The sequence below is a fragment of the Burkholderia sp. BDU5 genome (genome assembly GCF_001522845.1).
In the GTDB taxonomy this organism is placed as follows: domain Bacteria; phylum Pseudomonadota; class Gammaproteobacteria; order Burkholderiales; family Burkholderiaceae; genus Burkholderia; species Burkholderia mayonis.
Genome location: NZ_LOWC01000037.1, coordinates 1 through 25,089 on the forward strand (window position 1 = coordinate 1; position 25,089 = coordinate 25,089).

The window sequence follows — 25,089 nt, forward strand, 5'->3', positions numbered from 1 at the left end:
CGGCTGGCTTCATGCCGCACCCAAAAACCGGACAGATTACGTGCTACAGACCCGGACAATTCATTTGCTCGCGACATGTCATATTTGATCCCCTTGACCCTGTTCGCCCGTCGGGCGAATATGCAGACAATACATTCTTGCTGCAGGGTGCCGACTTGGCTACTCGCATTTCCCGGCCCGCGGACGCGATGCGGAGAGAGCCGCGGCAGAAGCGATCACGCGTCACGATCGATTCGATTCTCGACGCCACAGCTCACGTTCTAGGAGAACGTGGCTGGACGGGACTGACGACGAACATCGTCGCCGACGTCGCCGGGGTCAGTATCGGTTCGCTATACCAGTACTTTCCGAACAAGCTCGGATTGGTCGAAGCAGTCAGGCGGCGGCATTTCGAAGAAGTGCTCAACGCACTGCGCACGGCGGCAAACACCAGAACGCCTTACGCGATGCGCATCGAGGCTTTCGTCGACGGCGTCATCGCGGCCCATAGCCGCTATCCGGCCGCTCACAAGGTCCTGCTCGAAGAAGCGCCGCGCAGCGCCGATGCGCGGCGTCTCCACGACGAATTTGGCGCATGGTACGAGAAAGGGTGCCGGGCGCTCGTCCAATGCACGGCCGGCGCACGCGAAGGCGATGATCGCCTGCGCATTTCCGCTCGTGTGCTGGCGTCCGCGGTCGCCGGCGTCGTACACGACGCAGCCCAGCAGCGCACGCTGGACGCACTGGACCTCAGACGGGAACTGATCGCACTGGTCGAATCCATCTGCAAGAACAATCGCTCACGGCGCCACGACAATACGGGTGCTATCGCCGGTCATACGGACAGACATCCGGCCGCACCGGACGCAAACGCCGTCGCCGCGGATGCCGGTTGCGTCGCGGCGTCCACGGAGCGCCACTTCGGAAAGTGACGCCAGCGCGTGCGTCAACCGCACCAGCACGCGCCAGTCGACGATGACGAGAAGCACGCGTTCCGTGTAAGCCCGTCGAATGGCTCGCGCACGCGACACAATGCCGAAAGCAACGCTCCGGTCACGATCGGCAACGCGCGTTGTCAACGGGAGCGAGAACCCGAAGAGGCAGGTGTTTTGCGCATGCCTCGATCGAGCGGGCAAGCGAGGATGCAGGCGAAAGTGCGAGCGCGGGCGCGCACGAGCCCTTCGGCCGCGAAATCGCGATCCATTGGCCGGGACGCGTGTCGGTCACGCGAATGCCTTTGTAGACGGTCACGCCCGTGCACACGATCGGCGCGATCTCGTCGAACGCGACGTTGCTCGGCAAATGGCCGACATAGTTCGGACCGGCGACTCCATACTCCGCGTAGCTGCCGTTCATCGAACCTCATGTCGGACGCCGGCCGGTCAGCCAAAAGAGGCTTTTCGGAAAACGATCGGGCTAATGGCGCAAGAAAACGCCAGAGCGAACACGCCGCGCAGAACCGGTGCCAAGCCCGTTCCGCGTGCGCCCCCAACGCGACGCAACGCTTGTCACAGACCCGGTTTCGCCTAGACTTCGCTGTATAGGCTTCGAACAGCAGGCCTATCACGCACGCGCCTCGCCGGGTAAAACGCCATCGAAGTCATTGGTCCGACGCATGTGCCCGGGCGAACCCTGACAGAGGTCATCATGAGACGGATCTATTTCCTGCTGCCCGACGCGGACATGGCACGGGTGATCGTTGACGAGCTGCTGCTCAAGCGCATTGAATGGCGGCGCATCCACGTCATCGCGAACGACATGGTTCCGCTGGAGAATCTGCCCGAAGCGTCGATCACCCAAAGCAGCGACCTGTTGCCGGCGCTCGCCCGCGGAACCGCCGCGGGCGGCGTCACCGGCGCGCTCGCCGGGCTGGTCGCGATCGTGTTCCCGCCCGCCGGCCTGACGATTGCGGGCGGCGCGGTGGTCGCGCTCGCCGTCGCCGGAGCGGGCTTCGGTGCGTGGGTCGGCACGATGATCGGCGTGAGCGTGCCGAATACCCGGTTGAAACACTTCCAGGACGCCGTCGAAAATGGGGAATTGCTGATGATGATAGACGTGCACCGCGACCGGGTCGAAGAAATCGAAGCGCTAGTCAAGCAGCATCACCCAGAGGCACACCTCGAAGGCACCGATCCGACCATTCCCGCATTCCCTTGATGCAAGTCAGGCTGCGGCTGTTCCAAGCCGCCCATCGGGACCGAATTCCTACCTATCCGCCAATCAGATCCTGCATGTCGTCGCCGGCAAAGTGGGGATAGCCGCCGGGATAAGCTCGAAGGTCCGCTCGTACCCGATTGACCCACGGATTCCCGGCAACGCCGGCCGGATAATCACAAGGCGACTGTCTCATTCTCACGACCTCGCCGGCTCTCAACGCAGCCGCCACCGACTCGGTCAGCTCGGAGCGAAAGTCGCGCCGATACCGATAGAAGTCGTCGGCCGACACGATGAGATTGACGGGTCTGGACAAATGAACCGGCGTGCTCTCGCCGGTATACGCATCCGGAAAATCCAGCATTTCGTGGATTTCCAGCGTGTAGCGATCGTCGAGCGATCGCAAGCTGAGCTGATATGTCCGACATGCGCCGTTCACTTCGCGCACCTGCAGCCGGTAGCGATGAACAGGCGCCCTCGCTTCATTATTTGCGTTCGATTCTTCGATCACGTTTTCCAGTCATTCCTTAGCGTTCTGTCATCCGCGACTTCGGCAAGACGACGTCAGTCGCGGTGAAGCAGCCGCACGTTTTCGAGCCTCGGGCAAGCGCAGGCGGCCCCGCCGCCCGCGCTCCTTTGCATCACTCCCCCGTCAACACGATCCGCCCATCGACCTTTCCGGCCCGCAGCGACGCGAATATGTCGTTGATGTTCTCGAGCCTGTCGCGATGAATATGCGCGCGCACGAGCCCTTCGGCCGCGAAATCGAGCGATTCCTGCAAATCGCGCCGCGTGCCGACGATCGACCCGCGCACCGTGATCCCGTTGAGCACCGTCGAAAAAATCGGCAGCGGAAAATCGCCGGGCGGCAGTCCGTTCAGCGCGACCGTCCCGCCGCGCCGCACCATCCCGAGCGCCTGCGCGAACGCGCCGCGCGAGACGGCCGTCACGAGCACGCCGTGCACGCCGCCGATCTCTTTCTGAATCACCGCCGCGGGATCGCTCGTCGACGCGTCGACGACGAACTTCGCGCCGAGCTTGCGCGCAAGCTCGAGCTTCTCCGGCGCGACGTCGACCGCCACGACGTGCAGCCCCATCGCATTCGCATACTGGACCGCGACGTGCCCGAGCCCGCCGATCCCCGAAATCGCGATCCATTGGCCGGGGCGCGTATCGGTCACGCGAATGCCCTTGTAGACGGTCACGCCCGCGCACAGGATCGGCGCGATCTCGTCGAACGCGACGTTGCTCGGCAGATGGCCGACGTAGTTCGGATCGGCGACCACGTACTCCGCGTAGCTGCCGTTCACCGAATAGCCGGTGTTCTGCTGCTCGTGGCACAGCGTCTCCCAGCCGGTCTGGCAATACTCGCAATGGCCGCATGCGGTGTAGAGCCACGGCACGCCGACGCGATCGCCTTCCTTCACGTGCTTGACGCCTCCGCCCACCGCCGAGACGAAGCCGACGCCCTCATGTCCCGGAATGAACGGCAGCGTCGGCTTGACGGGCCAGTCGCCGTCGGCCGCGTGCAGATCGGTATGGCACACGCCCGATGCCTTGATGTTCACGAGAATCTGGCCCGGTGCGGGTGTCGGCACGAGAACTTCCTCGATGCGAAGCGGTTCGCCGAATGCGTGCACCACCGCCGCCTTCATGTATTGCGCCATCAGTCGCTCCTGGTTGGTTCGATGACCGATCGAGTATCGATCACGCGCCGCGCCGGTCATTGACGTGCGTCAACCGCGCCCGGCACGCCGCGCGGTCTCATTGACGATTCGCTCCCTTTTCGGGATGTCGACGCGCGCCGCCGCGCGCGGCGGCTCACGATCCTGCGAACGTGCGGCCGTTCGCCGTGCATGCGCTCGCCCGCGTCGGGCGCAGCGCTCACCGCGCACGTGCATGCGTCGTTCTCGGCCACGGACACCGGCCATCTCGGCGCGCGGGACGCGAGGCTCGGGGCAACCGCATTCACAACGCACTCGCCGCCAATTCGACGATGTCCGCCGTGATCTCGTCCTGCCGCGCGATCCGGTAGGCCTGCAACAGCTCGCCGAGCGTGCGTTCGACCGATTCGCGCGCGGCGATCATCGCGCGCGTGCGCGCCTCGTTCTCCGCGGCGAACGCGAGCATCGCCGCATCGCACAGCTCGACGAACACGTATGCCTGCGCGAGCTCCGCGAGCAGCGTCGCGGGTGGCAGATGCACGAGCGGCGGCTGTGCGCGCGGCTCGGTATCGAAGCGCGCGTAGTCGAACGGCAACAGGCCGCGCTCGACCATGTCGAGCTGCTGCGCCGCAGCCGGCATCGCGTGGACGATCGATACCGGCTGCGCGCCGCGCACCGTCAGATGCGCGTACAGCGCGTCGGTGATCCGGTTCGCGAGGTGCACGACGTCGTCCGCGTGCGACGCCATCGGCGTGCTCCAGACGAGCGGCACGCCGCCAGCCTCGGCGAGCATCGCGCCGCGCGTGCCGACCATCATGTATTCGCGCGTCGCGGCCGCCGCATCGGGCCGCGTCGCGTAATCGATCAGTTGCGCGTTGTACGCACCGACGAAGCCCTGCTCGCTGCACAGCACGATGACGAGCCGCGCGCGCGGCGCGCCGCGTCGCGCGGCCGCGGCTTCGAGCGAAGGCGCGCCGGCCGACAACGCGTCGCCGATCGCCGCGCCGACCGTCGCCGCCGATGCGCGGATCCCCGGCAAGCGCTGCTGCGCCTCGTGCGCGCGCGCGGCGGCGACGCCCTGCATCGCGCCAATCACCGTCTGCAACTGACGCGCGGTGTCGGTGCGCGCTTCGATCGCGGCGAGCTTGTCGCTCATCGCTTGCGCTCCGGTTCGGCTTCGGGCTTGGCTTCGGGCTTGGGCTTGGCTTTCGCGCTGACGCTGGCGTTGGCTTCAGCGCCGCCTTCGGCTTCGGTTCCGGCGTCGCCATCGAGCGAGCGATCGACCGCGCCGCCGACGTCGCCCGCCGCATCTTCCGCATGCATGTGTCCCGCCGTGCGATCCGTCGCATCGGCCGTGATCCGTTCGATCAGCTCGCCGATCGACTCCGCGAGCGTCGCGAGCGCCGCGTCGTCCGCGAGCCAGTCGAGGGGCGGCGCGCCCGCCGGCGACAGCGCCGCGATCCGCGCATCGAGCCACGACGGCAGCCGGTCGCGCAGCGGCGCGACGCGATCCGTCGACATCGTATCGAGCGCACCCGCCGCGAGCGCCTTCAGCAGCACGACTTCGTCGAGCGTTCGCAGCGCGCGGAAGCGCGGCTGCGTGATCAACGCGCGAATCCGCTCGCCGCGCGTGATCTGCGCGCGCAGCCGCGCATCGGTGAGCCCGCCGAAGCGCGTGAACGCCTCCAGCTCGAGAAACTGCGCGTAGTCGAGCCGCAAGCGGCCCGACGCGCTGCGCAGCGCCGGATGCTGCGCCTTGCCGCCGACGCGGCTCACGCTCAGGCCGACGTCGACCGCCGGCCGCTGGTTCGCGGCGAACAGCGCCGAATCGAGCACGATCTGCCCGTCGGTGATCGAGATCAGGTTCGTCGGAATGTACGCGGCGAGATTGCCCGCGTCGGTCTCCGCGATCGGCAGCGCGGAAAGCGACCCGCCGCCGAGCTTCGCGGACAGCTTCGCCGCGCGTTCGAGCAGGCGCGCGTGCACGTAGAAGATGTCGCCTGGATATGCCTCGCGGCCGGGCGGCTCGCGCGTGAGGAGCGCGAGCTCGCGGTGCGTCGCCGCGTGCTTCGTCAGGTCGTCGACGACGACGAGCGCATGCTGCCCGCGATCCCGGAAATACTCGGCGATCGAAAAGCCCGCGAACGGCGCGACCCATTGCAGCCCCGGCGCGGACGCGGCCGGCGCGACGACGAAGATGCAGCGCTCGGGCGCGCCGTAGCGGCGCACCGCGTCGATCACGCGCCGCACCGCGCTCGCGCGCTGGCCGATCGCGACGTACACGCAGATCACGTCCGAATGCCGCTGGTTGACGATCGCGTCGATCGCGAGCGACGTCTTGCCCGTCGCGCGATCGCCGATGATCAGCTCGCGCTGGCCGCGTCCGATCGTGAAGAGCGCGTCGACGATCAGCACGCCGGTGTCGAGCGGCTCGCTGACGAGATCGCGGTCGATGATCGCAGGCGCGGGGCGCTCGATCAGCAGCGTGTCCGTCGTGCCGAGCGGCGGGCCTTCGTCGAGCGGACGGCCGAGCGGATCGACGACGCGTCCGAGCAGTTGCGGGCCGACCGGCACTTCGAGCACCGCGCCCGTGCGCATGACGGCCGCCTGCGCTTCGACGCTCGCGTCCGGATCGAGCAGCACGACGCTGATCAGATCCTCGTCGAGCGTGTGCGCGAAACCCGTGACGCCGCCGTCGAAACGCAGCACTTCGTTGAGCATCGCGTCCCGCAGCCCGGACACGAACGCGATCCCGTCCGCGACGCGCTCGACGCGTCCGACCGCCTGCGCGACGGGCGCGAGCGCCACCCGCGCGAGCGCATCGCGGCGACGCGCGAGCCAGGCCGCATCGGTTGCATCAGTGGCCGCCGTCATCGTCGCTCAGCAATGCCGCCTCGATGGTCGCGAGATCCTGGCGCAAGCTGTTGCGCACGGTCGCGTATTTCGATTCGAACTCGAGCCCGGCGATCAGCGCCGGATCGACGCGCACGTCCGGCTCGAGCGGTCGTCCGACGCTCGCCGCGAACGCCGCGCGGCACGCGGCTGCTTCCTGCGCGGTCAATGCGCGCGGTGCGACGAGCTGGACCTGCGCGTCGTCGGCGGCGAGCGCCGCGCGCACGTCTTCCGGCAGTTGCGCGAGCGACGCCGCGACGCCGTCGACGAAGCCCGCGACGCGCGCGCTGTCGGGCAAGCGCGCGAGCAGCTTCGCCGCGATGTCGACCGCGAGGCGCGTCGCGCGCGCGTCGAGCTCCTTCGCGCGCTGCGCGGCGTCGGCTTCCGCTTGCGCGCGCGCCGCGTCGCGCAGCGCCTGTGCATCGGCGCGCGCCTGTTCGATCAAACGCTCACGCTCGGCGGCCGCCTGCGCGAGCGCTGCCTTCAATGCGTCGTCGCGCGCCGCGGCGAACGACGCGCGCTCGGCATGCGCGCGCTCGTGCTCGGCGCGCGCGGCGTCGCGCTCGTGCGCCGCATCGTCGATCAGCTTGCGCGCGGCGGCCTGGCGCTTCGCGATGATGTCGCTGACGGGACGAAACAGGAAGCGCGACAGCAGCCATACGAGCACGACGACGTTGATCGCCTGCAACGCGAGCGTGGACCAGTCGATTCGCATCGCCGCCCCCTCGTCACTTGACGAACGGATTCGCGAACAGCAGCAGCAGCGCGACGACGAGGCAGTAGATCGCCATCGTCTCGATCATCGCGAGCCCGACGAACAGCGTGCGCGACACGGTGCCGGACGCATCGGGCTGCCGCGCGATCGCATCCATTGCCGCGCCGACCGCGCGCCCTTCGGCGAGCGCGGGACCGATCGCGCCGAACGACACCGCGAGCGCGGCCGCCGCGATGCTGACCACTTCGATGAGATTGTTCATGAGTTCTCCTGCCCGCGCCGCGGCGCGGAAGTTTCGTCACCCGACACGGCCGCGCCGATGAACACCATCGACAGCACCATGAAGATGTACGCCTGCACGGTGCCTGTCAGCAGATCGAGCGCCATCAGCGGAATCGGCACGAACAGACCGGCGAGCGACAGCACGATGCCGATCACGAATACGCCGCTCATCACGTTGCCGAACAGACGCACGATCAGCGAGAACGTGCGCGTCAGCTGCTCGACGACGTTGAGCGGGATCATCACCCACGTCGGCTCCGCGAACGTCGCGAGATAGCCGCGCAGGCCGCGCACGCGCACGCCGTAGTAGAGCGTCGCGGCAAGCACGACGAGCGCGAGCGCGGCGTCGGTCTCGAGATGCGCGGTCGGCGGCTCGACGCCCGGCACGAGCGACGCGCTGTTCGCGCAGAACACGAGCACGAAGATCGTGCCGATCAGCGCGCGGTAGCGGGCGGGCGGCGTCTGCATCGTGTCGACGATCTGCGCGTCGATCGTCGCGACGAACAGCTCGAGCACGCTCTGCAGCCGCGACGGCGCGTCGACGCTCAACCGCTTGCGCGCGACGAGCGCGAGCGCGACGAGCGCGGCCATGATCCCCCACGTCGCGAGCACGGGCTCCGAGACGCCGACGGGGCCGATCGAGAACATCGGCACGGTCGATAGCGGCGACGTGTTCATCGCCGCGCGCCCGTCAATGCGCTCGTCCAGCGGATCGCGAACGCGCGCGCGACGAACAGCCCCGCCGAGCCGGCGACGAGCGCGTCGACGCCGATGCGCGCGAGCACGACGAGCACCGCGACCGTGAGCGCGATCCGCACCAGTTGCAGCACGAGCGCCGCGCCCGCGCGGCCTTCGACAAACAGGCGGCTGTTCCAGCCGAGCGACACGAAATGACACGCGCCCGTCGCGAGTCCGGCGGCGAGCCCGATCGCGACGGCGATGCCGTCGAGCGACGCGCGCGCGGTTTCCAAAATTTCACTCATCGCGATCTCCGTCCTGTTGACCTTTCATCCAGCGCCATGCGAGCCAGAAGCCGAGCGCCGCGCCGAGCATCAAGAGCGGCGCGGAGAAGAACACGCGCGACGCGAACACGCGATCGAGCCAGCGGCCGAGCGCGAGCGCGGCGAGCGTCGGCGCGAGGATCGTCCAGCCGAGCACGCCGATCTGCGCGAGACGCCTGCCGAGCGACGGCTCCGGATCGCGCGCGCCGCGCGCCGCACGCCGCGCGGCCGTGCGCGCCGCCTGCTCGACGCGGTCGGCTGCCGGGCCGTGCGCGTCGGGCCGCGCGGCTGGCTGCGCGCCGGATCGGGCCGCGCGCCGCGCGCCGGGCTCGCCGTCGCGCTTCGCATCGGGCGCGGACGGCTTCGTCATTCGAGCGTCTCCGGCTTGCGCGGCGCGTGCATGCCGTCCTTCGAATGCGCGGGCCGCAGATACGTGAGCAACCGCCGCATCGCCTGCGCGTGCAGCCGCGTCTCGTCGACCCGCGCGCGACGTTTCTCGTCGAGCTGCGTCGCGCGCACGCCGCGCACGATCGCGTCGAGTTCGGCGAGCGACTCGCCGAGCACCGCCTCACGGCACGCGATCTCGATCCGCGCGCCGCGCGTCACGCGCAGCACGCCGCCGTCGAGCGCGGCGTAGTGCATTGCGCCGTCGACGGTGCGCCAGCGCACGACCGACGCACGCAGCAGCGTGACGAAATCGACGTGGCCCGCGCGGATGCCGAACGAGCCGCTCGCGTCCTCGGCGCGCAGCGACGCGATCGGCAGATCATCGATGCACACGCGCGCCGGCGTCGCGATCGCGAGGCGCAGCTCAGCGGACATGCGGCGCTCCCTGCGGCGCGGCGGAAGCGGAATCGCGCTCGGGCGCACGAGCGGCCGCGTTCGTCGTATTCGTCGTATTCGTCGTATTCGTCGTATTCGTCGTATTCGTCGCGTTCGTCGCACCGTCCGCGTTCATGGACGACGCGTTCCCTGCTTGGTCGTTTTGCGGCGAGTCTTTCGAGACGCTCGGCGCAGCGCCCGGCGTTTCGCCCGCCGCGCCGCCGCGCGCAGCCGATGCGCCGCCGCCCGCCCCGCCCGCGCCATCGCGCCGCGCGTCGGCTTCGCGCGCCGCTTCTTCCTTGCGCCGCGCATCGCCGAGCGTGCCGACCATGTATAGCGAGCTCTCGCGCCAGTCGTCGCAGTCGCCGCGCAGGATCGCGCGGCAGCCGGCGATCGTGTCGGCGATCTCGACCGACGCGCCCGCTTGACCCGTGAACGCCTCGGTCACCGCGAACGGCTGCGTCAGGAAGCGCTGCAGCCGGCGCGCGCGGCCGACGATCCGCCGATCGTCCGCGCCGAGTTCGTCGATGCCGAGCAGCGCGATCACGTCCTGCAGCTCACGGTAATGCTCGATCACGCGGCGCACCTCGATCGCGACCTCGACATGCTCGTCGCCGACGACGAGCGGATCGAGCAGGATCGACGACGACGCGACCGGATCGATCGCCGGATACATCCCTTCGGCCGCCATCGCGCGCGACAGCACGACCATGCTGTCGACGTGCGCGGCGATCGCGGTGACGGCCGGATCGGTGAAATCGTCGGCGGGCACGTACACGGCCTCGATCGCCGTGACCGCCGCGCCCTCGACCGACGCGATCCGTTCCTGCAATGCGGCGACCTCGCTCGCGAGCGTCGGCTGGTAGCCGACCCGCGACGGCAGCCGCCCGAGCAGCCCCGACACCTCGGCGCCCGCCTGCACGAAGCGAAATACGTTGTCCATCAGGAGCAGCACGTTTTGCGCGCGCTCGTCGCGGAAATATTCGGCGATCGCGAGCGCGGTGAGCGGCACGCGCCAGCGCGCGCCGGGCGGCTCGTTCATCTGCCCGTAGACGAGCACCGTGCGGGCGAGCACGCCGGAGCCGCGCATGTCGAGCAGCATCTCGTGCCCTTCACGCGAACGCTCGCCAATGCCCGCGAACACCGAAATCCCGCGATAGCGCTCGACCATCGCGTGGATCAGCTCCATCACGAGCACCGTCTTGCCGACGCCCGCGCCGCCGAACATCGCCGCCTTGCCGCCCTGCGCGAGCGGCGCGAGCAGGTCGATCACCTTGATGCCGGTCGCGAACAGCGCGGTCGCGCTCTTCTGCTCGGACAGCGGCGGCGCGCCGCGGTGGATCGGCCGGCGCGCGGCGTCGGGCGCGAGCGCCGCGCCGTCGTCGCCGGGCTCGCCCGTCACGGTCAGCAGGCGGCCGAGCACCGCGTCGCCGACCGGCACGCGGATCGGCCCGCCCGTCGCCCGCACGGCGGCGCCGCGCTTGAGCCCGCCCGTCGGGCCGAGCGCGAGCGCGCGCACCGCGGCGTCGCTCAGGTGCGCGTGCACCTCGGCGAGAATCGGCGCCGCGCCGTCGATCGGAATCACGAGCGCGTCGTTCAGCGCGGGCAGCGCGCCGCCGTCGAACGCGACGTCGACGACCGCGCCGCGCACCGCGACGACCCGTCCGTCGCGCGCCGCTTCCGCCGCAGTCGTGCCGTTCGTCGCATGCTGATCCGTCACCGTCGCTCCCGTCTGACTTGTCCGTCGATGGCTTCACCATAACGGCGCACGCGGCGTGCCGGCTGATCTCGGTCAACAAACGGGAAATCGCCAGATGAATCCGTGCGCGATGCGATACGCGACGATTGCGCGGCCGTTACGCGATTCGCTCGGCTTCCATTGATGCAAATCAGATTCCGCAGATCTATGCGTCGCTACAGTAGCCGTGTCAGTGATCGTCGACGCATGCCGTCGAAGCGCACGGCGGGCGACTGCGCCCGCCGCGCGGCTTCGCGCTCGGCCGGCCGCACCGGCTGCCTCGGTTCGTCATGTCGTCGCCCGCGTAGCGCCAGCCGAAGGAAGCCCGATGGATACACGCCATACCCCTGAATCCGGCGCGCCCGCAGCGCCGCTGCCCGCCCACCCGCCCGCGTCGTACGAGCAGGAAAGTCCGTACCGCGTATTCGATTTCGCGAAGGAGGCCGCGCTCGCGAAGCTGACGTCCGGCCTGTCTCCCGCCGCGCTGCAGCTCGCGCTGTCCGACTGGCTGATTCACCTCGCGGCCGCGCCCGGCAAGCGCGCCGAGCTCGCGTCGCTCGCGATGAAGCATGCCGCGCTGCTCACCGAGTACCTGTTCGAAGCGACGACCGGGCGCACGCCCGCGGCGCTCGCGCAGCCGTCGCCCGGCGACCGGCGCTTCCGCGCGAACGTGTGGCAGCTCGAGCCGTACCGCTTCTGGCACCAGGCGTTCCTGCTCGCCGAGCAATGGTGGCGCGCGGCGACCCACGAAGTGCCCGGCGTGTCGCGCCACCACGAGGACGTCGTCGCGTTCTCCGCGCGGCAGATGCTCGACACGTTCGCGCCGGCGAACTACGTCGCGACGAATCCGGAGGTCGCGCAGCGCACCGTGCTGTCGTGCGGCACGAACCTCGCGCAGGGCGTGTGGAATTATCTGGACGACGTCCGGCGCCTGATGACGAAGCTGCCGCCCGCGGGCGTCGAGCGCTTCCAGGTCGGCAAGGACGTCGCGACGGCGCCCGGCCGCGTCGTGTTCCGCAATCATCTGATCGAACTGCTGCAATACGGCCCGGCAACGCCCGACGTCTACGCGGAGCCGGTCCTCATCGTGCCCGCGTGGATCATGAAGTACTACATTCTCGATCTGTCGCCGCACAACTCGCTCATCCGCTATCTGGTCGGCGAGGGGCACACGGTGTTCTGCGTCTCGTGGCGCAACGTCGACGCGAGCGACCGCGATCTGAGCCTCGACGACTACCGCCGGCTCGGCGTGATGGATGCGCTCGACACGATCGGCAAGATCGCGCCCGGCGCGAAGATCCATGCGGCCGGCTACTGTCTCGGCGGCACGCTGCTGTCGATCGCGGCCGCGGCGATGGCGAACGCGGGCGACGAGCGCTTCGCGTCGATCACGCTGCTCGCCGCGCAAACGGACTTCACCGAGCCGGGCGAGCTGCAGCTCTTCATCGACGAAAGCGAGATCTACTTCCTCGAAAGCATGATGTGGGAGCGCGGGTTTCTCGGCGCGCACCAGATGGCGGGATCGTTCCAGTTGCTGATGTCGAACGACTTGATCTGGTCGCGCATGATCCACGACTACCTGCTCGGCGAACGCACGCCGATGATCGACCTGATGGCGTGGAACGCCGACTCGACGCGAATGCCGTACCGGATGCATTCCGAGTATCTGCGCCACTTGTTCCTCGACAACGATCTCGCGACGAACCGCTACGTGATCGACGGGCAGACGGTGTCGGTGCACAATATCCACGCGCCGTTCTTCGTCGTCGGCACCGAGCACGATCACATCGCGCCGTGGCGCTCGGTTTACAAGATCCACTATCTGACCGACAGCGACGTGACGTTCGTGCTGACGGCGGGCGGCCACAACGCGGGCATCGTCAGCGAGCCCGACCATCCGAAGCGCCATTACCGGATGAAGGTCACGACCGCCGAAGCGCCGAGCATCTCGTCCGACGAATGGCTCGCCGGCGCGACCGATTGCAAAGGCTCGTGGTGGCCCGCGTGGCATGCGTGGCTCGCCGAGCATTCGAGCGCGCAGCGCGTCGCACCGCCGCGGCTCGGCAAGCCCGGCGCGGAAACGCTCGGCGACGCGCCGGGCACCTACGTGTTCCAGAAATAAGGAGCGCCGCGTGGAGCGCGAAATCCTGCAGAACCGGCCGTTCGAATCGCTCGCGATCGGCGACAGCGCGTCAGTCGTGCGCGCCGCGTCGCGCGACGACATCGACCTGTTCGCCGCGATGTCCGGCGACGTCAATCCAGCGCACCTCGACGCGGCGTTCGCCGCGCACGACCTGTTCGGCCACGTCGTCGTTCACGGGATGTGGACGGGCGCGCTCGTGTCCGCGGTGCTCGGCACGAAGCTGCCGGGGCCGGGCACGATCTATCTCGAACAGACGCTCGAGTTCCGGCATCCGGTCGCCCCGGGCGACACGGTCACGGCGACCGTGACCGTCAAGGAGAAGCATCCGGAGAAGCGGATCGTGCTGCTCGACACGCGCTGCACGAACCAGGACGGCCAGGTCGTGCTGCGCGGCACCGCGACCGTGATCGCGCCCGACAAGCCGATCGCGTGGGAACGCGTGCCGGCGCCGGACGTCGCGGTGCGCCGCCACGACCGCTACGAGACGTTCGTGCGCGACGCGCGCGAGCAGCCGCCGCTGCGCACCGCGGTCGTCCATCCGTGCTCGCCGGACGCGATCCGCGCGGCGATCGACGCGCGCGACGAGCACCTGATCGATCCGATCCTGATCGGCCCCGAAGCGAAGATCCGCGCGGCGGCCGAAGCGGCCGGCGTGAATCTCGCGGGCGTGTCGATCGAAGCGGTCGAACACAGCCATGCGGCCGCCGCGCGCGCGGTCGAGCTGGGCGGCATGGGCCAGGTCGCCGCGCTGATGAAGGGCAGCCTGCATACCGACGAGCTGCTCGCCGCGGTCGTCGGCCCGGCGTCGCTGCTGCGCACCGAGCGGCGCATCAGCCACGTCTACGCGATGGACGTGCCCGCGTATCCGAAGCCGCTCCTCATCACCGACGCGGCGATCAACATCGCGCCGACGCTCGAACAGAAGCGCGACATCTGCCAGAACGCGGTCGACCTGCTGCACCTGCTCGGCATCGAGCGGCCGCACGTTGCGGTGCTCGCGGCGGTCGAGACCGTCAACCCGAAGATGCCTTCGACGCTCGACGCGGCCGCGCTCACCGTAATGGCCGCGCGCGGGCAGATCTCGGGCGCGATCGTCGACGGGCCGCTCGCGTTCGACAACGCCGTGAGCGCGATCGCCGCGCAGTCGAAGGGCATCACATCGCCCGTCGCGGGCCAGGCCGACATCCTGCTCGTGCCCGATCTCGAAGCGGGCAACATGCTCGCGAAGCAGCTGATGTACTTCGCGGGCGCCGACGGCGCGGGCCTCGTGCTCGGCGCGCGGCTGCCCATCATCCTGACGAGCCGCGCGGACAGCCTGCGCGTGCGGATCGCGTCCGCCGCGCTCGCGAAGCTCGTCGCCGAGAGGACGCGCAGCGGCGCGCTCGCACCATGAGCGAGCCGCTGCTGCTGACGTTCAACGCCGGTTCGTCGACGCTGAAGATCGGCCTCTACAGCGTCGCGAACGGCGAGCCCGCGCCGCTCGGACGCGGCAAGATCGACTTCAACCGGACGCCGTTGCAGTTCGAATACTCGAACGGCGGCGACGCGCGCACCGTTCCGCTCGCCGCGCCCGTCACCGACGACCTGCACGAAGTGCTCGACGAAGCACTCAACTGGATCGCGTCGCATCTGTCGCTGCACGAACTGGTATCGGTCGGCCATCGCGTCGTGCATGGCGGCGACGTATTCGACGGGCCGGTCGCCCTCGACGATCGTACGCTCGACGCGATTACCGCGCTCGTGCCGCTCGCGCCGCTGCATCAGCCGCAGAGCGTGCGTTTGATTCGCGCGCTGCGCCATCTGCGTCCGCATCTGCCGCAGGTCGCGTCGTTCGACACCGCGTTCCATCGGACGCAGTCCGATCTCGTGCGGCGCTTCGCACTGCCGCGCGCGCTGTTCGACGAAGGCGTCAAGCGCTACGGTTTTCATGGGCTGTCTTACCGATACGTCGCCGGACGGCTGCGCGAGCGGCATCCGGCGCTCGCGCGCGGCAAGATCGTCGCCGCGCACCTCGGCAGCGGCGCGAGCCTCTGCGCGCTCGACGCCGGCGTGAGCCGCGACACGAGCATGGGCTTCTCGACGCTCGACGGGATTCCGATGGCGACGCGCTGCGGCGCGCTCGACGCAGGCGTCGTGCTGCACCTTCAAAAGATGCTCGGCTATTCGGTCGATGCGGTCGAGCAGATGCTGTATCACCGCTCCGGCCTGCTCGGCGTGTCCGGCGTGAGCGGCGACGCGCGCGTGCTGCTCGCCGATCGTTCGGACGGCGCGCGCGACGCGCTCGAGCTGTTCGCGTTCCGGATCGCCGGCGAGACCGCGCGGCTTGCGGCGACGCTCGGCGGCCTCGACGCGCTCGTGTTCACCGCGGGCATCGGCGAGCATCAGCCCGAAACGCGCGCCGCGGTGTGCGAGCGGCTGCGCTGGCTCGGCGTCGAGCTCGATGCCGACGCGAACGCGCACAACGCGGAGATCGTCAGCCGCGACGCGAGCCGCATCGCGGTGCTCGTCGTGCCGACCGACGAGGAACAGGTGATCGCGCGGGATGCGGCGTCGGTCCTGCATGTCTGAGCGCGTGAACCGGTTGGGCGGTTCTTCGGGCCGCCCTCCGGTCCGATGCGCATCATTCCGGAGCGGAATGCGCGGATCGTCCGCCTGATCCGCATCGCGTGACGCGCTGCGCTGCGCGTCACGTGTCATGCGACCGCGCCGGCCGCGTCTCGGCGATCGAACGCTTCCGGGCTTTCGAACGAACACACGAGCGATCGCCCGGTGCAACCGACACGGCATCTCCGCAGGCTGCGCCGCACGTTGCCGACCGGCCCGCTGGCGCCCACGCGAGCAACCGCATGCGCGTGACCGGCGGAATCGGGCGCGGAGCCGAATCGCAAGATGCGGTCCACGACGAGGATGCCGAAAGGGCGCCGGGCGCGCAGGCGTCACGCCTCGACCGTCCCCGGCAATTCCCGATAGATCCGCTCGACGTCTTCCCTCGTGCACAACGCGGTGCCCGCGCTCAGCAGCGACGCCGACGCGGCTGCGAGCGCGTAGCGCGACGCATCGGCGACGCTCGCGCCGCGATTGAGCGCGTCGACGAGCCCCGCGACGAAGCTGTCGCCCGCACCGATCGCGCTGCGCACCGCAACGCGCACGCCCGGCAGCCGCACCGCGTCGTCGCGCGATGCGATGAGCGCGCCGGCGTCGCCGAGCGTCAGCGCGACGATCCGCGCGCGACCGCTGTCGACGATCGCGCGCGCTGCCGCGAGGCGCTCGGCGTCGTCGCCGAGCGGCAGCCCCGTCAGCGCGCGCAACTCGCCGAGGCTCGGCTTGACCAGATAAACGCCCGCTTCGAGCGCCGCCGCGAGCGCCGGTCCCGACGTATCGACGACCGTCCGCACGCCGCGCGCGTTCGCGAGCCGCGCGAGACGGCCGTAGCAATCGTCCGGCATCCCGGGCGGCAGGCTGCCGCTCATCACCAGAAAGCGCGACGCGTCGGCGAGCCGCGCGAGCGCATCGAGGCAGCGCGGCCATTCGTCGGGCGCGAGCGTCGGCCCCGGCAGCACGAAGCGGTACTCGCGCCCTGTCGACGTTTCGAGCACCGAGAAGTTTTCTCGCGTCTCGTCGATGACGTCGATGCAGCTCGCGCGCACCCGCTCGTCGGCTAGCAGCCCGCGCAGCGCGCGACCGGTATCGCCGCCCGCGAGATAGAGCGCCGTGCAATCGGCGCCGAGGCGCGTCAGCACGCGCGCGACGTTGATCCCGCCGCCGCCCGGGTCGCGCCGCGCGGGTCCGCAGCGCAGCTTGCGGGTATCGGTCACGCGGTCGACGGACGTCGCGACGTCGACGGCGGGATTCGGCGTGATGGTGACGATTTCGGTCATCGTGCAAAAAGGTTCACAACGGAAAGGAAACCAGAAGATCGAGCGCGGCTACGGAGGTCGTGCGCCGCACCTGTTCGAGTTGGCGTCGAACTGTCCGCATCGGCGCGTGTCCACGGCACGGCCGTTGGCCGTTGGCCGTTGGCCGTTGGCCGTTGGCCGTTGGCCGTTGGCCGTTGGCCGTTGGCCGTTGGCCGTTGGCCGCTGGCCGCTGGCCGCTGGCCGCTGGCCGCTTGCCGCTTGCCGCTTGCCGCTTGCCGCTTGCCGCTTGCCGCTTGCCGCTTGCCGCTTGCCGCTTGCCGCTTGCCGCCAGTCAGTGTCGAACGCCGCGCGGGCGACGCGCAAGCGCCGCTCGCACGGCCCGCGCCTACGCGACGGTCAGATGATCGACGACCTCGCGCACGCCCTTGACCGACCATGCTGCGCCGCACGCCGCGCGCCGCTCGACGAGCGAATCGACGATGCCGGACAGCGTGACGACGCCGTCGCGCTCGTCGACGTCGATATGCGTGGCCTCGCGCTGCGCGCGCCGCGCGAGCGCATCCGCAACGCGCTCGCGCACGGCTTCGCTCGCGTCGTGCAAGTGCACGTCGATCCGGTTGACGACGCCAATCACGCCCCGCATCCGGCTCACGACCGTTTCGGCCGCCTGCCGCTGATAGCCGAACTCGACTTCGCCCGTGAGCGTCACGCAGCCCTCGTCGACGTCGACGTGAATCTCCTGCCCCGCCAGCCCTTCCTGCCACGCGAGCGCCGACACGATCGCGGCGGCGAGCACTTCATCGTCACGCGGCGATTCGTTCGGCAGCACCTTCAACTCGAGCACAAGCGCCCGCGCGCCGGCGATGCGCTGCGCAGCCTTCTGTGCCGCGTACTTCTGCGCCCAGCTCGGCACGAAGCCCCGCAGCGTCACGATGCGGTCGTGCACCGACACGTCGATCTGCCGCGCATCCAGCGACGGATCCCAATACAGTTCCTGTTCGACATCTTGCTTGAGCGCAGCATCGGATTTCATCGTCGTCTCCTCGCCGACCGGTTTCGATAAGCGGCCGCCGCAGCGAAAAAACGCGCACGGCGGCGCATGCGATCCAGCATCGCGCATTGCGCGGCACGGACCTTGATGCGCGTCAATGAAGGGAACATGACAGACGAATGCAAAGCGGCGTGGCAGCGCGATCGGCGGCGGGCGATGCAGCACGGAAAGATCCGGCTCTCGCCGGTTTCGGCGGCCTGCCGCCCGAGCCCGGACACGCGGGAAGCCGACGAAATCTGCGAGGAAAAGCGAAAAAACGCGGAAATCGCGCGGAACGCGGCGCGGCGCGACGAATCGCGCACGCCCCGCCCCGTCGACGCCGAGCCGCGCGTCACGCCAGATAGAACGCGTCAGGCAGCAAGTCGCCCGCATTCGTCACGCGCACGTCGCCCTTCATGTTCGTCAGCACGACCTCGAGCATCGGCTTGCCGAGCTCGATCATCACCTGCCGGCACGCGCCGCACGGCGCGATCGGCCCGTCCGTCTCGCCGACGACCGCGATCGTCGCGAACTCGCCCGGCCGATAGCCGGCCGCGAGCGCCGAGAACAACGCGGTGCGCTCCGCACAATTGCACAGCCCATACGACGCGTTCTCGACGTTGCAGCCGTGGAAGACCTTGCCGTCCTTCGTTGCGAGCGCCGCGCCGACCTTGAAGTTCGAATACGGCGCGTAGGCCTTTTCGCGCGCAGCCTTTGCGGCTTCGATCAATGCGTTGTGCGTCATGTCGTGTTCCCTCGTTCGTTGATTCGATGTTCCGTGATTCGGTTCTTGTGCTGCGATTGCGTGTCGGGCCTCGATTGTCGAGCGATAAGCGATGAGCGATGAGCGATGAGCGATAAGCGATAAGCCTTGAGCCTTGAGCGAGCGTCGCGCGTCGCAAAGTCCGTCGACCACGTCGCGGATGCCGCAAGCTGCGCCGCGGCTCCGCACGGTGCGATCCGGGCGGCGGCGGGATCGACGTCGCGCGCTCACGCGTCTCGGCGCCGGTTGCATCCGATGCCTTCGACGCGCCCGATGCGTCCGGCACGCCCGCTCAGTCGATCACCGCATAGACGACGCGCGTCTCCGCCGGCTGCTCCGCGCCGATCCGATAGGCACGCCGCACGGCGTCGGCGGCCCGCTTTGCCGCATCGACGTCGCGCGCGTGCACGAGCGCGAGCGGCTGCCCCGCATCGATGCGCGCGCCCAGCCCGGCGAGCGCGGACAGCCCGACCGCGTAATCGAGCGCGTCGCCGATCTTCGCGCGCCCGCCGCCCAAGCCGACGACCGCGAGCCCGAGCGCGCGCGCGTCGATCCGCTCGATCCAGCCGGCGCGCTCGGCGGGAACGGGCACGACGACCGCCGCGCGCGGCAGATGCCGATCGGGCTGCTCGATCAGATCCGCCGGCCCGCCGAGCGCCGCGACCATCCGCGCGAAGCGCTCGGCGGCCGCGCCCGATTCGAGCGAGGCGCGCAGTTGCCGGCGCGCGTCGTCCGCGTTCGCGGCGAGGCCGCCCATCGTCAGCATCTGCGACGCCAGCGCGAAGCTGACCTCGTGCAGCCGCGCGGGGCGCGCCGCGCCCGTCAGAAAGTCGATCGCGCAGCGCACCTCGATCGCGTTGCCCGCGCACGGCGCGAGCGCCTGGTTCATGTCGGTCAGCATCGCGGCCGTCTTCACCCCCGCGCCGTTGCCGACATCGACGATGCTGCGCGCGAGCTCGGCCGACTTCTCGACGGTCGGCATGAACGCGCCGGAGCCGACCTTTACGTCCATCGCGAGCGCGTCGATGCCCGCCGCGAGCTTCTTCGACAGGATCGACGCGGTGATCAGCGAGATCGACTCGACGGTCGCCGTCACGTCGCGCACCGCGTAAATCCGCTTGTCGGCGGGCGCGAGCTGCGCGGTCTGGCCGACGATCGCGACGCCGGCGTCGCGCACGACGCGGCGCAGCATGTCGACGGACGGCGCGACGTCGTAGCCCGGAATCGCTTCGAGCTTGTCGAGCGTGCCGCCCGTGTGGCCGAGCCCGCGGCCCGAGATCATCGGCACGTAGCCGCCGCACGCGGCGACCATCGGCCCGATCAGGAGCGACGTCAGATCGCCGACGCCGCCCGTCGAATGCTTGTCGACGACGGGGCCGCTCAGGCGCTCGCCGCGCCAGTCGAGCACGTCGCCGGAATCGCGCTGCGCGAGTGTCAGCGCAATCCGCGCGGACAGCGGCAGCTCGTTGAAATAGACCGCCATCGCGAACGCTGCGATCTGCCCTTCGGTCACGTCGCCCGTCGTCACCCCGCGCACGAAACGCTCGACGTCGGCTGCGTCGAGTGGCTTGCGGTCGCGTACCTTGCGGATGAATTCCTGCGGAAGAAAGGTCATAGATTGCGTAAATGTTCGATTTTCAAAAACACAAATACATCCCGAATAGCAACATGTCCCGCTATGCGCCCCACCGGTCAAGCCCTCGCCGAGACCAAACGACCGGGCGGAAATCTCATGAAGAGGGACGCTATCACGGACGCGCAATCCGCACACGAAGTCCTGACGCACCGCGAAGGCTCGATCGATTGCGACGACACGGGCCCGCGATGAAATGGATCGAGGATCTGGCTGCACGGACACTTCATATTCGACGAACGGACGCGATTGTCGAGCCTCGCCCGCGTCGTGCACGACATACCCAAGCGTCCTGGCCGCATCGCCGGACGGTTTGCTGACGAGATGCTACGGATTCCTGATGGCGAACGCGATCGCATCGGTACGGCTATGGAAGCGCTTGGTCGGCATGACGCGCATTGCGGCCTTGGCCAGCGCTTTCTGTCCGCGGTCCCGATCGAGTTCGAGCTTCACGTTATCGGGGGTATACACCCCCAAATCGGCACGAGGCGGCGAAGCTCCGAGCGAATCGCTCCAGCGCCTGCGGATTCCGGCAAGCGTACGGTTCGACACGGCGCACGGCGGCGGCTCGACATGTCGAGCTCGAGGGGCAGCGAATCGACGCATATCGCCAGACAGCCGGGAGATTTGGCATATCACTCTAACCGGGAATTTTCCTGTTAAGGAAGCAATGCTCGCGGTCGTTAAGAAGGCTTATAGACAGGAGGTCGATATGCTCTACGCCATCTTGACGCCGAAAGCGGAAGCACCGCTGGGCTACTACGATTCGCCGGTGACGCCGACACTGGAAGACATGGCCGACCATCTTGCCAAGGCGATGGGATTTGACGATCGCGAAGATTGGATGGAGACGTATGGCGTCGAGAAGCTCGGCTATGCGCCGGTTCACTAACTTTGTCAGCGCGCGAAGCGGCCGCTCGCGGCGGCACGTGCCGCCGCGCGTCGCTCAATATGCGCCCCGCGTCGCCCCCGCTCGATGCCCGAGCGTCTCGAGCAGATTGCCGAGCAGCCCCGACGCGCCGAAGCGGAACGTCGCGCTCGTCAGATAGCCGGCCCCGAGTTCGCGCTCGGCGAGCGACAGATACTGCGCCGCATCCTGCGCGGTGCGCACGCCGCCCGCCGCCTTGAAGCCGATCGTGCGCCCGCTTTCGCGGATCGTCGCGAGCATCACGGCCGCCGCGTCGAGCGTCGCATTCACCGCGACCTTGCCCGTCGACGTCTTCAGAAAATCCGCGCCCGCCTCGATCGCGATCTCGCTCGCCTTGCGGATCGCCGCCGAGCCACGCAGTTCGCCCGTCTCGAGGATTACCTTCAGGCACTGGCCGCCCGCCGCCGCGCGGCATTGCGCGACGAGCTCGCGCCCGACCCGCTCGTCGCCCGCAAGCAGCGCGCGATATGGAAACACGACGTCGATTTCGTCCGCGCCGAGCGCGACCGCGCCGGCCGTCTCCCGCGCGGCCGCGTCAGGATCGGCCGCGCCGTGCGGAAAATTCGTGACGGTCGCCACCGGCAGCACGAGCCCGCGCGCGGCGAGCGCCGCGTGCGCGACGCCGACGAAGCGCGGATACACGCATAGCGCGGCGGGCGTGCCGACCGGCGTGTCGGCCGACACGGCGAGCGCGGCGATCCTCTCGTCGGTGTCGTCGTCGTTGAGCGACGTGAGGTCGATCAGATGCAGCGCCTTCAGCGCCGCCTCGGTCAACTGGTTGCGATTCAACGAAAGCTCCATGCGAGCACCTCGTTCAGGAAAGGGACAGGAACAGGCCGGCGATCGTCGCGCTCATCAGGTTCGACAGCGTCGCGGCCGCGAGCGCGCGCAACCCGTAGCGCGCGACGTGGGAACGCAGATCCGGCTCGACCGCGGTGAAGCCGCCTGTCAGGATCGCGATCGACGAGAAGTTCGCGAAGCCGCACAGCGCGAACGACACGATCGCGATCGTCTTCGGCGCGAGCACGGGCAGCCCGGCTGCGGCGACCTGCGCCGCGTCCTTCAGGTAAGGCGACAGCGCGCCGTACGCGACGAATTCGTTCAGGATCAGCTTCTGGCCGATGAAGCTGCCGGCCACCGACGCATCCTGCCACGGCACGCCGATCAGCCACGCGAGCGGCGAGAACAGCGCGCCGAGCAACGATTGCAGCGTGACGCCGGCAAAGCCGAGCCAGCCGGCGACGAGACCGACCATCGCGTTCAGGAGTGCAATCAGCCCGATGAACGCGATCAGCATCGTACCGACGTTCACGGCGATCCGCATCCCGACGCCCGCGCCGGACGCCGCCGCCTCGATCACGTTCGCCGCGCGCTTCTCGTCGAACTCGAGCGATTCGACGACGACGCGGGAAGGCTCCGTCGTCGGGCACAGCATCTTTCCGAACAAAAGGCCGCCCGGGATCGCCATGAACGACGCGGCGAGCAGGTACTCCATCTTCACGCCGAGCCCCGCATAGCCGGCGAGCACCGAGCCCGCGACCGACGCCATGCCGCTCGACATCACCGCGAACACTTCGGTTCCGTTCATCCGCCGGATGAACGGCTTCACGAACGCGGGCATCTCGCTCTGGCCGAGGAAGATCGTCGCGACGGCCGAACACGCTTCGATGCGGCTCACGCCGAGCAGCTTCGCCATCGCGGTGCCGACGATCGCGATCAGCCACTTCATCACGCCGATGTAGTACAGCACCGCGATCAGCGACGTGACGAACACGATCATCGGCAGCACGCGCAGCGCGAACGCGAAGCCGCCGTCGCCGAAGAGCGCGAACATCTTGTCGCCGACGAGGCCGGCGAACAGGAACGCGACGCCGTGCTGGCCCATCTCGAGCACGCTGTTGACGGCGTGCGCGGTCGCCGCGAGCGCGTTGCGGCCGATCGGCACGAACAGCACGAGCGCGCCGATCACGAGCTGCGTCGCGAGCGCCGTGACGACCGTGCGGGTGCTGATCGCCCGCCTGTTGATCGACAGCGCATAACCGACGCCGAGCAATACCACGATGCCACACAAGCTGCGCAAGATGTCCACGAACGTACCTCGGGTGATGGGATGAGAAGCCGCCGCCGTTGCCGGCGCGGCCGGTCCGGCTCGCCGGCCGGTTCGATCGGACGGACAAGTCCGTCCATTCGTCGGACGAGAACATAACGTGCGCGGACCGCGAATGCCAGTGCGTCGAATCGACCGGGGAACGAAAGTGGCGCGGGCGCAGGCGCCGTGCGTGGTTTGAGTTGTCAGCGGGATTTTGGTGAGGTAAGCGATCAGCGGCCCGGAGCGACGGCGCTGGCCCGCCGGCGCGAGGAAAGGCGTGAAGCGTTCGAGCGCGCCGCGACGCCGCGCATGCGGCGACGGGCGGAGCGCCGCGAAGTCGCCTGTTTGTCGGTTCGCTCGTTCGCTCGTTCGCCCGTTCGCTCGTTCGCTCGTTCGCCCGTTCGCTCGTTCGCCCGTTCGCCCGTTCGCCCGTTCGCCCGTTCGCCCGTTCGCCCGTTCGCCCGTTCGCCCGTTCGCCCGTGCCGTCGCGGCATCCGCTGCCGCGACGGCGTCGGCGCGCCCGCCTGCAATCGATGGTCGAAGCCGGTCAATCGCGAACGCGCATCGAAGCAAGCAAACGCCGCACGCGCGCCGCAGCAATGCGCCGTCCCGACGTTCTTGCGACGCTCGCGAGACGCGCTTCGTCCAGCGCGCTCACCACTTCGCGAGAAACGGCAACGTGCCGAGCAGCACCTGCCGGCAATTGCGCACCATCTTCTCCTCGGGATCGCGATAGCCGGTCAGCAGCCACGCCGCCCCGACGTTCGTCATCGCGCCGACGAGCGCGAGCCCGATGATCCGCTGGTCCGCGCGCTCGTCGGCGTCCTCGCTCACCGGTCCGACGAGCGAAACGATCATCTTGCCGAACTCGAGCAGATTCCGCTGGTAGGTCGCATCGGTCTCGGCACTCACGCCCATCACTTCGAGCAGCAGCACGCGCGCCGCGCAGGTGTCGCGCAGGAATGCGAAGAATGCGGCGAGCCCCGCGTCGATCCGCGCATCGAGCCCGTCGTGCGCGTCGTCGAGCGCGTCGATCGCCTGCTTCACCGACGCGCGCAACCGCTCCGCATGATGCTGGTAGGTGCAGCGCAGCAATTCATCGGCGCCGTCGAACGCCGCGTAGAAATAGCGGTCGTTGAGCTTCGCCTCCTGGCAGATCGCGCGCACGGTCGCCTTGCGAAAGCCGATCGTCCCGAAGACGCGCGTGCCCGCACGAATCAACGCGTCGCGGCGCTCCGCCGCCCGCGCCTCGGGCGAAACTCCGCCGTAGGGACGGCCCCTCTTGTCGAGTTCGAGTATGTTCTCCATTTCGCTATTTGACATCAGTCAATGTCAAAATTAAAGTGGTGACGACCAACACCACATTAAAAGCTGACACAAGTCAAATGGAGACACCCAT

24 protein-coding genes and 2 pseudogenes are annotated in these 25,089 nt (G+C 68.9%); 6 read left to right on the forward strand and 20 right to left on the reverse strand.

The annotated features are described in order from the left end of the window. Window positions 1–911 (forward strand): TetR/AcrR family transcriptional regulator (locus WS69_RS07510; protein WP_231747091.1); only part of this gene is annotated, 911 nt, incomplete at its 5' end. Window positions 912–1,167: 256 nt separating this feature from the next. Here the strand turns inward: WS69_RS07510 and WS69_RS30440 are convergent. Beyond that, window positions 1,168–1,338 (reverse strand): annotated as a pseudogene (locus WS69_RS30440) (zinc-dependent alcohol dehydrogenase); the annotation flags it as partial. Window positions 1,339–1,626: 288 nt separating this feature from the next. Here WS69_RS30440 and WS69_RS07520 point away from each other — a divergent pair. Next, on the forward strand, window positions 1,627–2,136 hold the full coding sequence (locus WS69_RS07520; protein WP_059470178.1) for a DUF1269 domain-containing protein: 510 nt from the start codon (window positions 1,627–1,629) through the stop codon (window positions 2,134–2,136). 52 nt (window positions 2,137–2,188) lie between these two features. Here the strand turns inward: WS69_RS07520 and WS69_RS07525 are convergent, their stop codons facing one another. The 11 genes and pseudogenes from WS69_RS07525 to atpD form a co-directional block, all read right to left on the reverse strand. Then, window positions 2,189–2,653, reverse strand: a complete 465-nt coding sequence (locus WS69_RS07525; RefSeq protein ID WP_059470179.1) for a hypothetical protein — start codon at window positions 2,651–2,653, stop codon at window positions 2,189–2,191. A 121-nt stretch (window positions 2,654–2,774) separates the two neighbouring features. Beyond that, the gene (adhP, locus tag WS69_RS07530) at window positions 2,775–3,800 is read right to left on the reverse strand and encodes an alcohol dehydrogenase AdhP (protein WP_059470180.1); all 1,026 of its coding nucleotides are present in this window, start codon (window positions 3,798–3,800) and stop codon (window positions 2,775–2,777) included. 301 nt (window positions 3,801–4,101) lie between these two features. Next, a complete protein-coding gene (locus WS69_RS07535) occupies window positions 4,102–4,953 on the reverse strand; it encodes a F0F1 ATP synthase subunit gamma (RefSeq protein WP_059470181.1) in 852 nt (283 codons plus the stop codon). Continuing rightward, the gene (locus WS69_RS07540) at window positions 4,950–6,671 is read right to left on the reverse strand and encodes a F0F1 ATP synthase subunit alpha (RefSeq protein ID WP_059470182.1); all 1,722 of its coding nucleotides are present in this window, start codon (window positions 6,669–6,671) and stop codon (window positions 4,950–4,952) included. The genes WS69_RS07535 and WS69_RS07540 overlap by 4 nt, the downstream gene beginning before the upstream one ends. Beyond that, window positions 6,655–7,404, reverse strand: a complete 750-nt coding sequence (locus WS69_RS07545; RefSeq protein WP_059470183.1) for a F0F1 ATP synthase subunit delta — start codon at window positions 7,402–7,404, stop codon at window positions 6,655–6,657. Before WS69_RS07545 ends, WS69_RS07540 begins: the two co-directional genes overlap by 17 nt. Window positions 7,405–7,417: 13 nt before the next feature. Beyond that, on the reverse strand, window positions 7,418–7,666 hold the full coding sequence (locus WS69_RS07550) for a F0F1 ATP synthase subunit C (protein ID WP_004187193.1): 249 nt from the start codon (window positions 7,664–7,666) through the stop codon (window positions 7,418–7,420). Further along, window positions 7,663–8,364, reverse strand: a complete 702-nt coding sequence (locus WS69_RS07555) for a F0F1 ATP synthase subunit A (RefSeq protein WP_059470184.1) — start codon at window positions 8,362–8,364, stop codon at window positions 7,663–7,665. Before WS69_RS07555 ends, WS69_RS07550 begins: the two co-directional genes overlap by 4 nt. After that, the gene (locus WS69_RS07560) at window positions 8,361–8,669 is read right to left on the reverse strand and encodes an N-ATPase subunit AtpR (RefSeq protein ID WP_059470185.1); all 309 of its coding nucleotides are present in this window, start codon (window positions 8,667–8,669) and stop codon (window positions 8,361–8,363) included. The genes WS69_RS07555 and WS69_RS07560 overlap by 4 nt, the downstream gene beginning before the upstream one ends. Next, entirely contained in the window at window positions 8,662–9,057 is a 396-nt protein-coding gene (locus WS69_RS07565; protein ID WP_059470186.1) for an AtpZ/AtpI family protein, read from the reverse strand. The genes WS69_RS07560 and WS69_RS07565 overlap by 8 nt, the downstream gene beginning before the upstream one ends. Next, window positions 9,054–9,509 (reverse strand): F0F1 ATP synthase subunit epsilon, encoded by a 456-nt coding sequence (locus WS69_RS07570; protein ID WP_059470203.1) that lies wholly within the window; start codon window positions 9,507–9,509, stop codon window positions 9,054–9,056. Before WS69_RS07570 ends, WS69_RS07565 begins: the two co-directional genes overlap by 4 nt. A gap of 193 nt (window positions 9,510–9,702) precedes the next feature. Beyond that, window positions 9,703–11,229, reverse strand: a pseudogene (gene atpD / locus WS69_RS07575) (F0F1 ATP synthase subunit beta); the annotation flags it as partial. Window positions 11,230–11,575: 346 nt separating this feature from the next. Here atpD and WS69_RS07580 point away from each other — a divergent pair. Genes WS69_RS07580 through WS69_RS07590 form a run of 3 tightly spaced genes read left to right on the forward strand, consistent with a single transcriptional unit; the run spans window position 11,576 to window position 15,958 of the window. Further along, window positions 11,576–13,369, forward strand: coding sequence for a PHA/PHB synthase family protein (locus tag WS69_RS07580; protein WP_059470187.1), 1,794 nt, complete (start codon window positions 11,576–11,578; stop codon window positions 13,367–13,369). 10 nt (window positions 13,370–13,379) lie between these two features. Continuing rightward, a complete protein-coding gene (locus WS69_RS07585) occupies window positions 13,380–14,783 on the forward strand; it encodes a bifunctional enoyl-CoA hydratase/phosphate acetyltransferase (RefSeq protein ID WP_059470188.1) in 1,404 nt (467 codons plus the stop codon). Next, entirely contained in the window at window positions 14,780–15,958 is a 1,179-nt protein-coding gene (locus WS69_RS07590) for an acetate/propionate family kinase (RefSeq protein ID WP_059470189.1), read from the forward strand. Before WS69_RS07585 ends, WS69_RS07590 begins: the two co-directional genes overlap by 4 nt. 368 nt (window positions 15,959–16,326) lie before the next feature. Here WS69_RS07590 and WS69_RS07595 read toward each other — a convergent pair whose 3' ends face one another. From WS69_RS07595 to WS69_RS35265, 5 genes are all read right to left on the reverse strand, one after another. Then, window positions 16,327–17,268, reverse strand: a complete 942-nt coding sequence (locus tag WS69_RS07595; RefSeq protein ID WP_059470190.1) for a 1-phosphofructokinase family hexose kinase — start codon at window positions 17,266–17,268, stop codon at window positions 16,327–16,329. A 364-nt stretch (window positions 17,269–17,632) separates the two neighbouring features. Beyond that, the gene (locus WS69_RS07600; RefSeq protein WP_059470204.1) at window positions 17,633–18,280 is read right to left on the reverse strand and encodes a BON domain-containing protein; all 648 of its coding nucleotides are present in this window, start codon (window positions 18,278–18,280) and stop codon (window positions 17,633–17,635) included. Between the two features lie 349 nt (window positions 18,281–18,629). Continuing rightward, the gene (locus tag WS69_RS35260; RefSeq protein ID WP_269434737.1) at window positions 18,630–19,292 is read right to left on the reverse strand and encodes a cytidine deaminase; all 663 of its coding nucleotides are present in this window, start codon (window positions 19,290–19,292) and stop codon (window positions 18,630–18,632) included. Between the two features lie 40 nt (window positions 19,293–19,332). Then, a complete protein-coding gene (deoA, locus tag WS69_RS07610; RefSeq protein ID WP_059470192.1) occupies window positions 19,333–20,655 on the reverse strand; it encodes a thymidine phosphorylase in 1,323 nt (440 codons plus the stop codon). A gap of 345 nt (window positions 20,656–21,000) precedes the next feature. Further along, window positions 21,001–21,126, reverse strand: coding sequence for a hypothetical protein (locus WS69_RS35265; protein WP_269434738.1), 126 nt, complete (start codon window positions 21,124–21,126; stop codon window positions 21,001–21,003). A 259-nt stretch (window positions 21,127–21,385) separates the two neighbouring features. Between WS69_RS35265 and WS69_RS07615 the strand changes: the two genes are divergently transcribed. Further along, complete coding sequence (locus WS69_RS07615; RefSeq protein WP_059470205.1) at window positions 21,386–21,565, forward strand: hypothetical protein; 180 nt, start codon at window positions 21,386–21,388, stop codon at window positions 21,563–21,565. Window positions 21,566–21,619: 54 nt separating this feature from the next. On the opposite strand, the gene deoC is transcribed toward WS69_RS07615, so the two are convergent. The 3 genes from deoC to WS69_RS07635 all read right to left on the reverse strand — a co-directional run bounded on the left by deoC (window position 21,620) and on the right by WS69_RS07635 (window position 24,998). Continuing rightward, the gene (gene deoC, locus WS69_RS07620) at window positions 21,620–22,402 is read right to left on the reverse strand and encodes a deoxyribose-phosphate aldolase (RefSeq protein ID WP_059470193.1); all 783 of its coding nucleotides are present in this window, start codon (window positions 22,400–22,402) and stop codon (window positions 21,620–21,622) included. A gap of 13 nt (window positions 22,403–22,415) precedes the next feature. Then, window positions 22,416–23,690: a NupC/NupG family nucleoside CNT transporter gene (locus WS69_RS07625; protein WP_059470194.1), complete on the reverse strand. Its 1,275-nt coding sequence runs from the start codon at window positions 23,688–23,690 to the stop codon at window positions 22,416–22,418. A 654-nt stretch (window positions 23,691–24,344) separates the two neighbouring features. Further along, window positions 24,345–24,998: a TetR/AcrR family transcriptional regulator gene (locus WS69_RS07635; protein WP_059470196.1), complete on the reverse strand. Its 654-nt coding sequence runs from the start codon at window positions 24,996–24,998 to the stop codon at window positions 24,345–24,347. Window positions 24,999–25,089 lie beyond the last annotated feature (91 nt).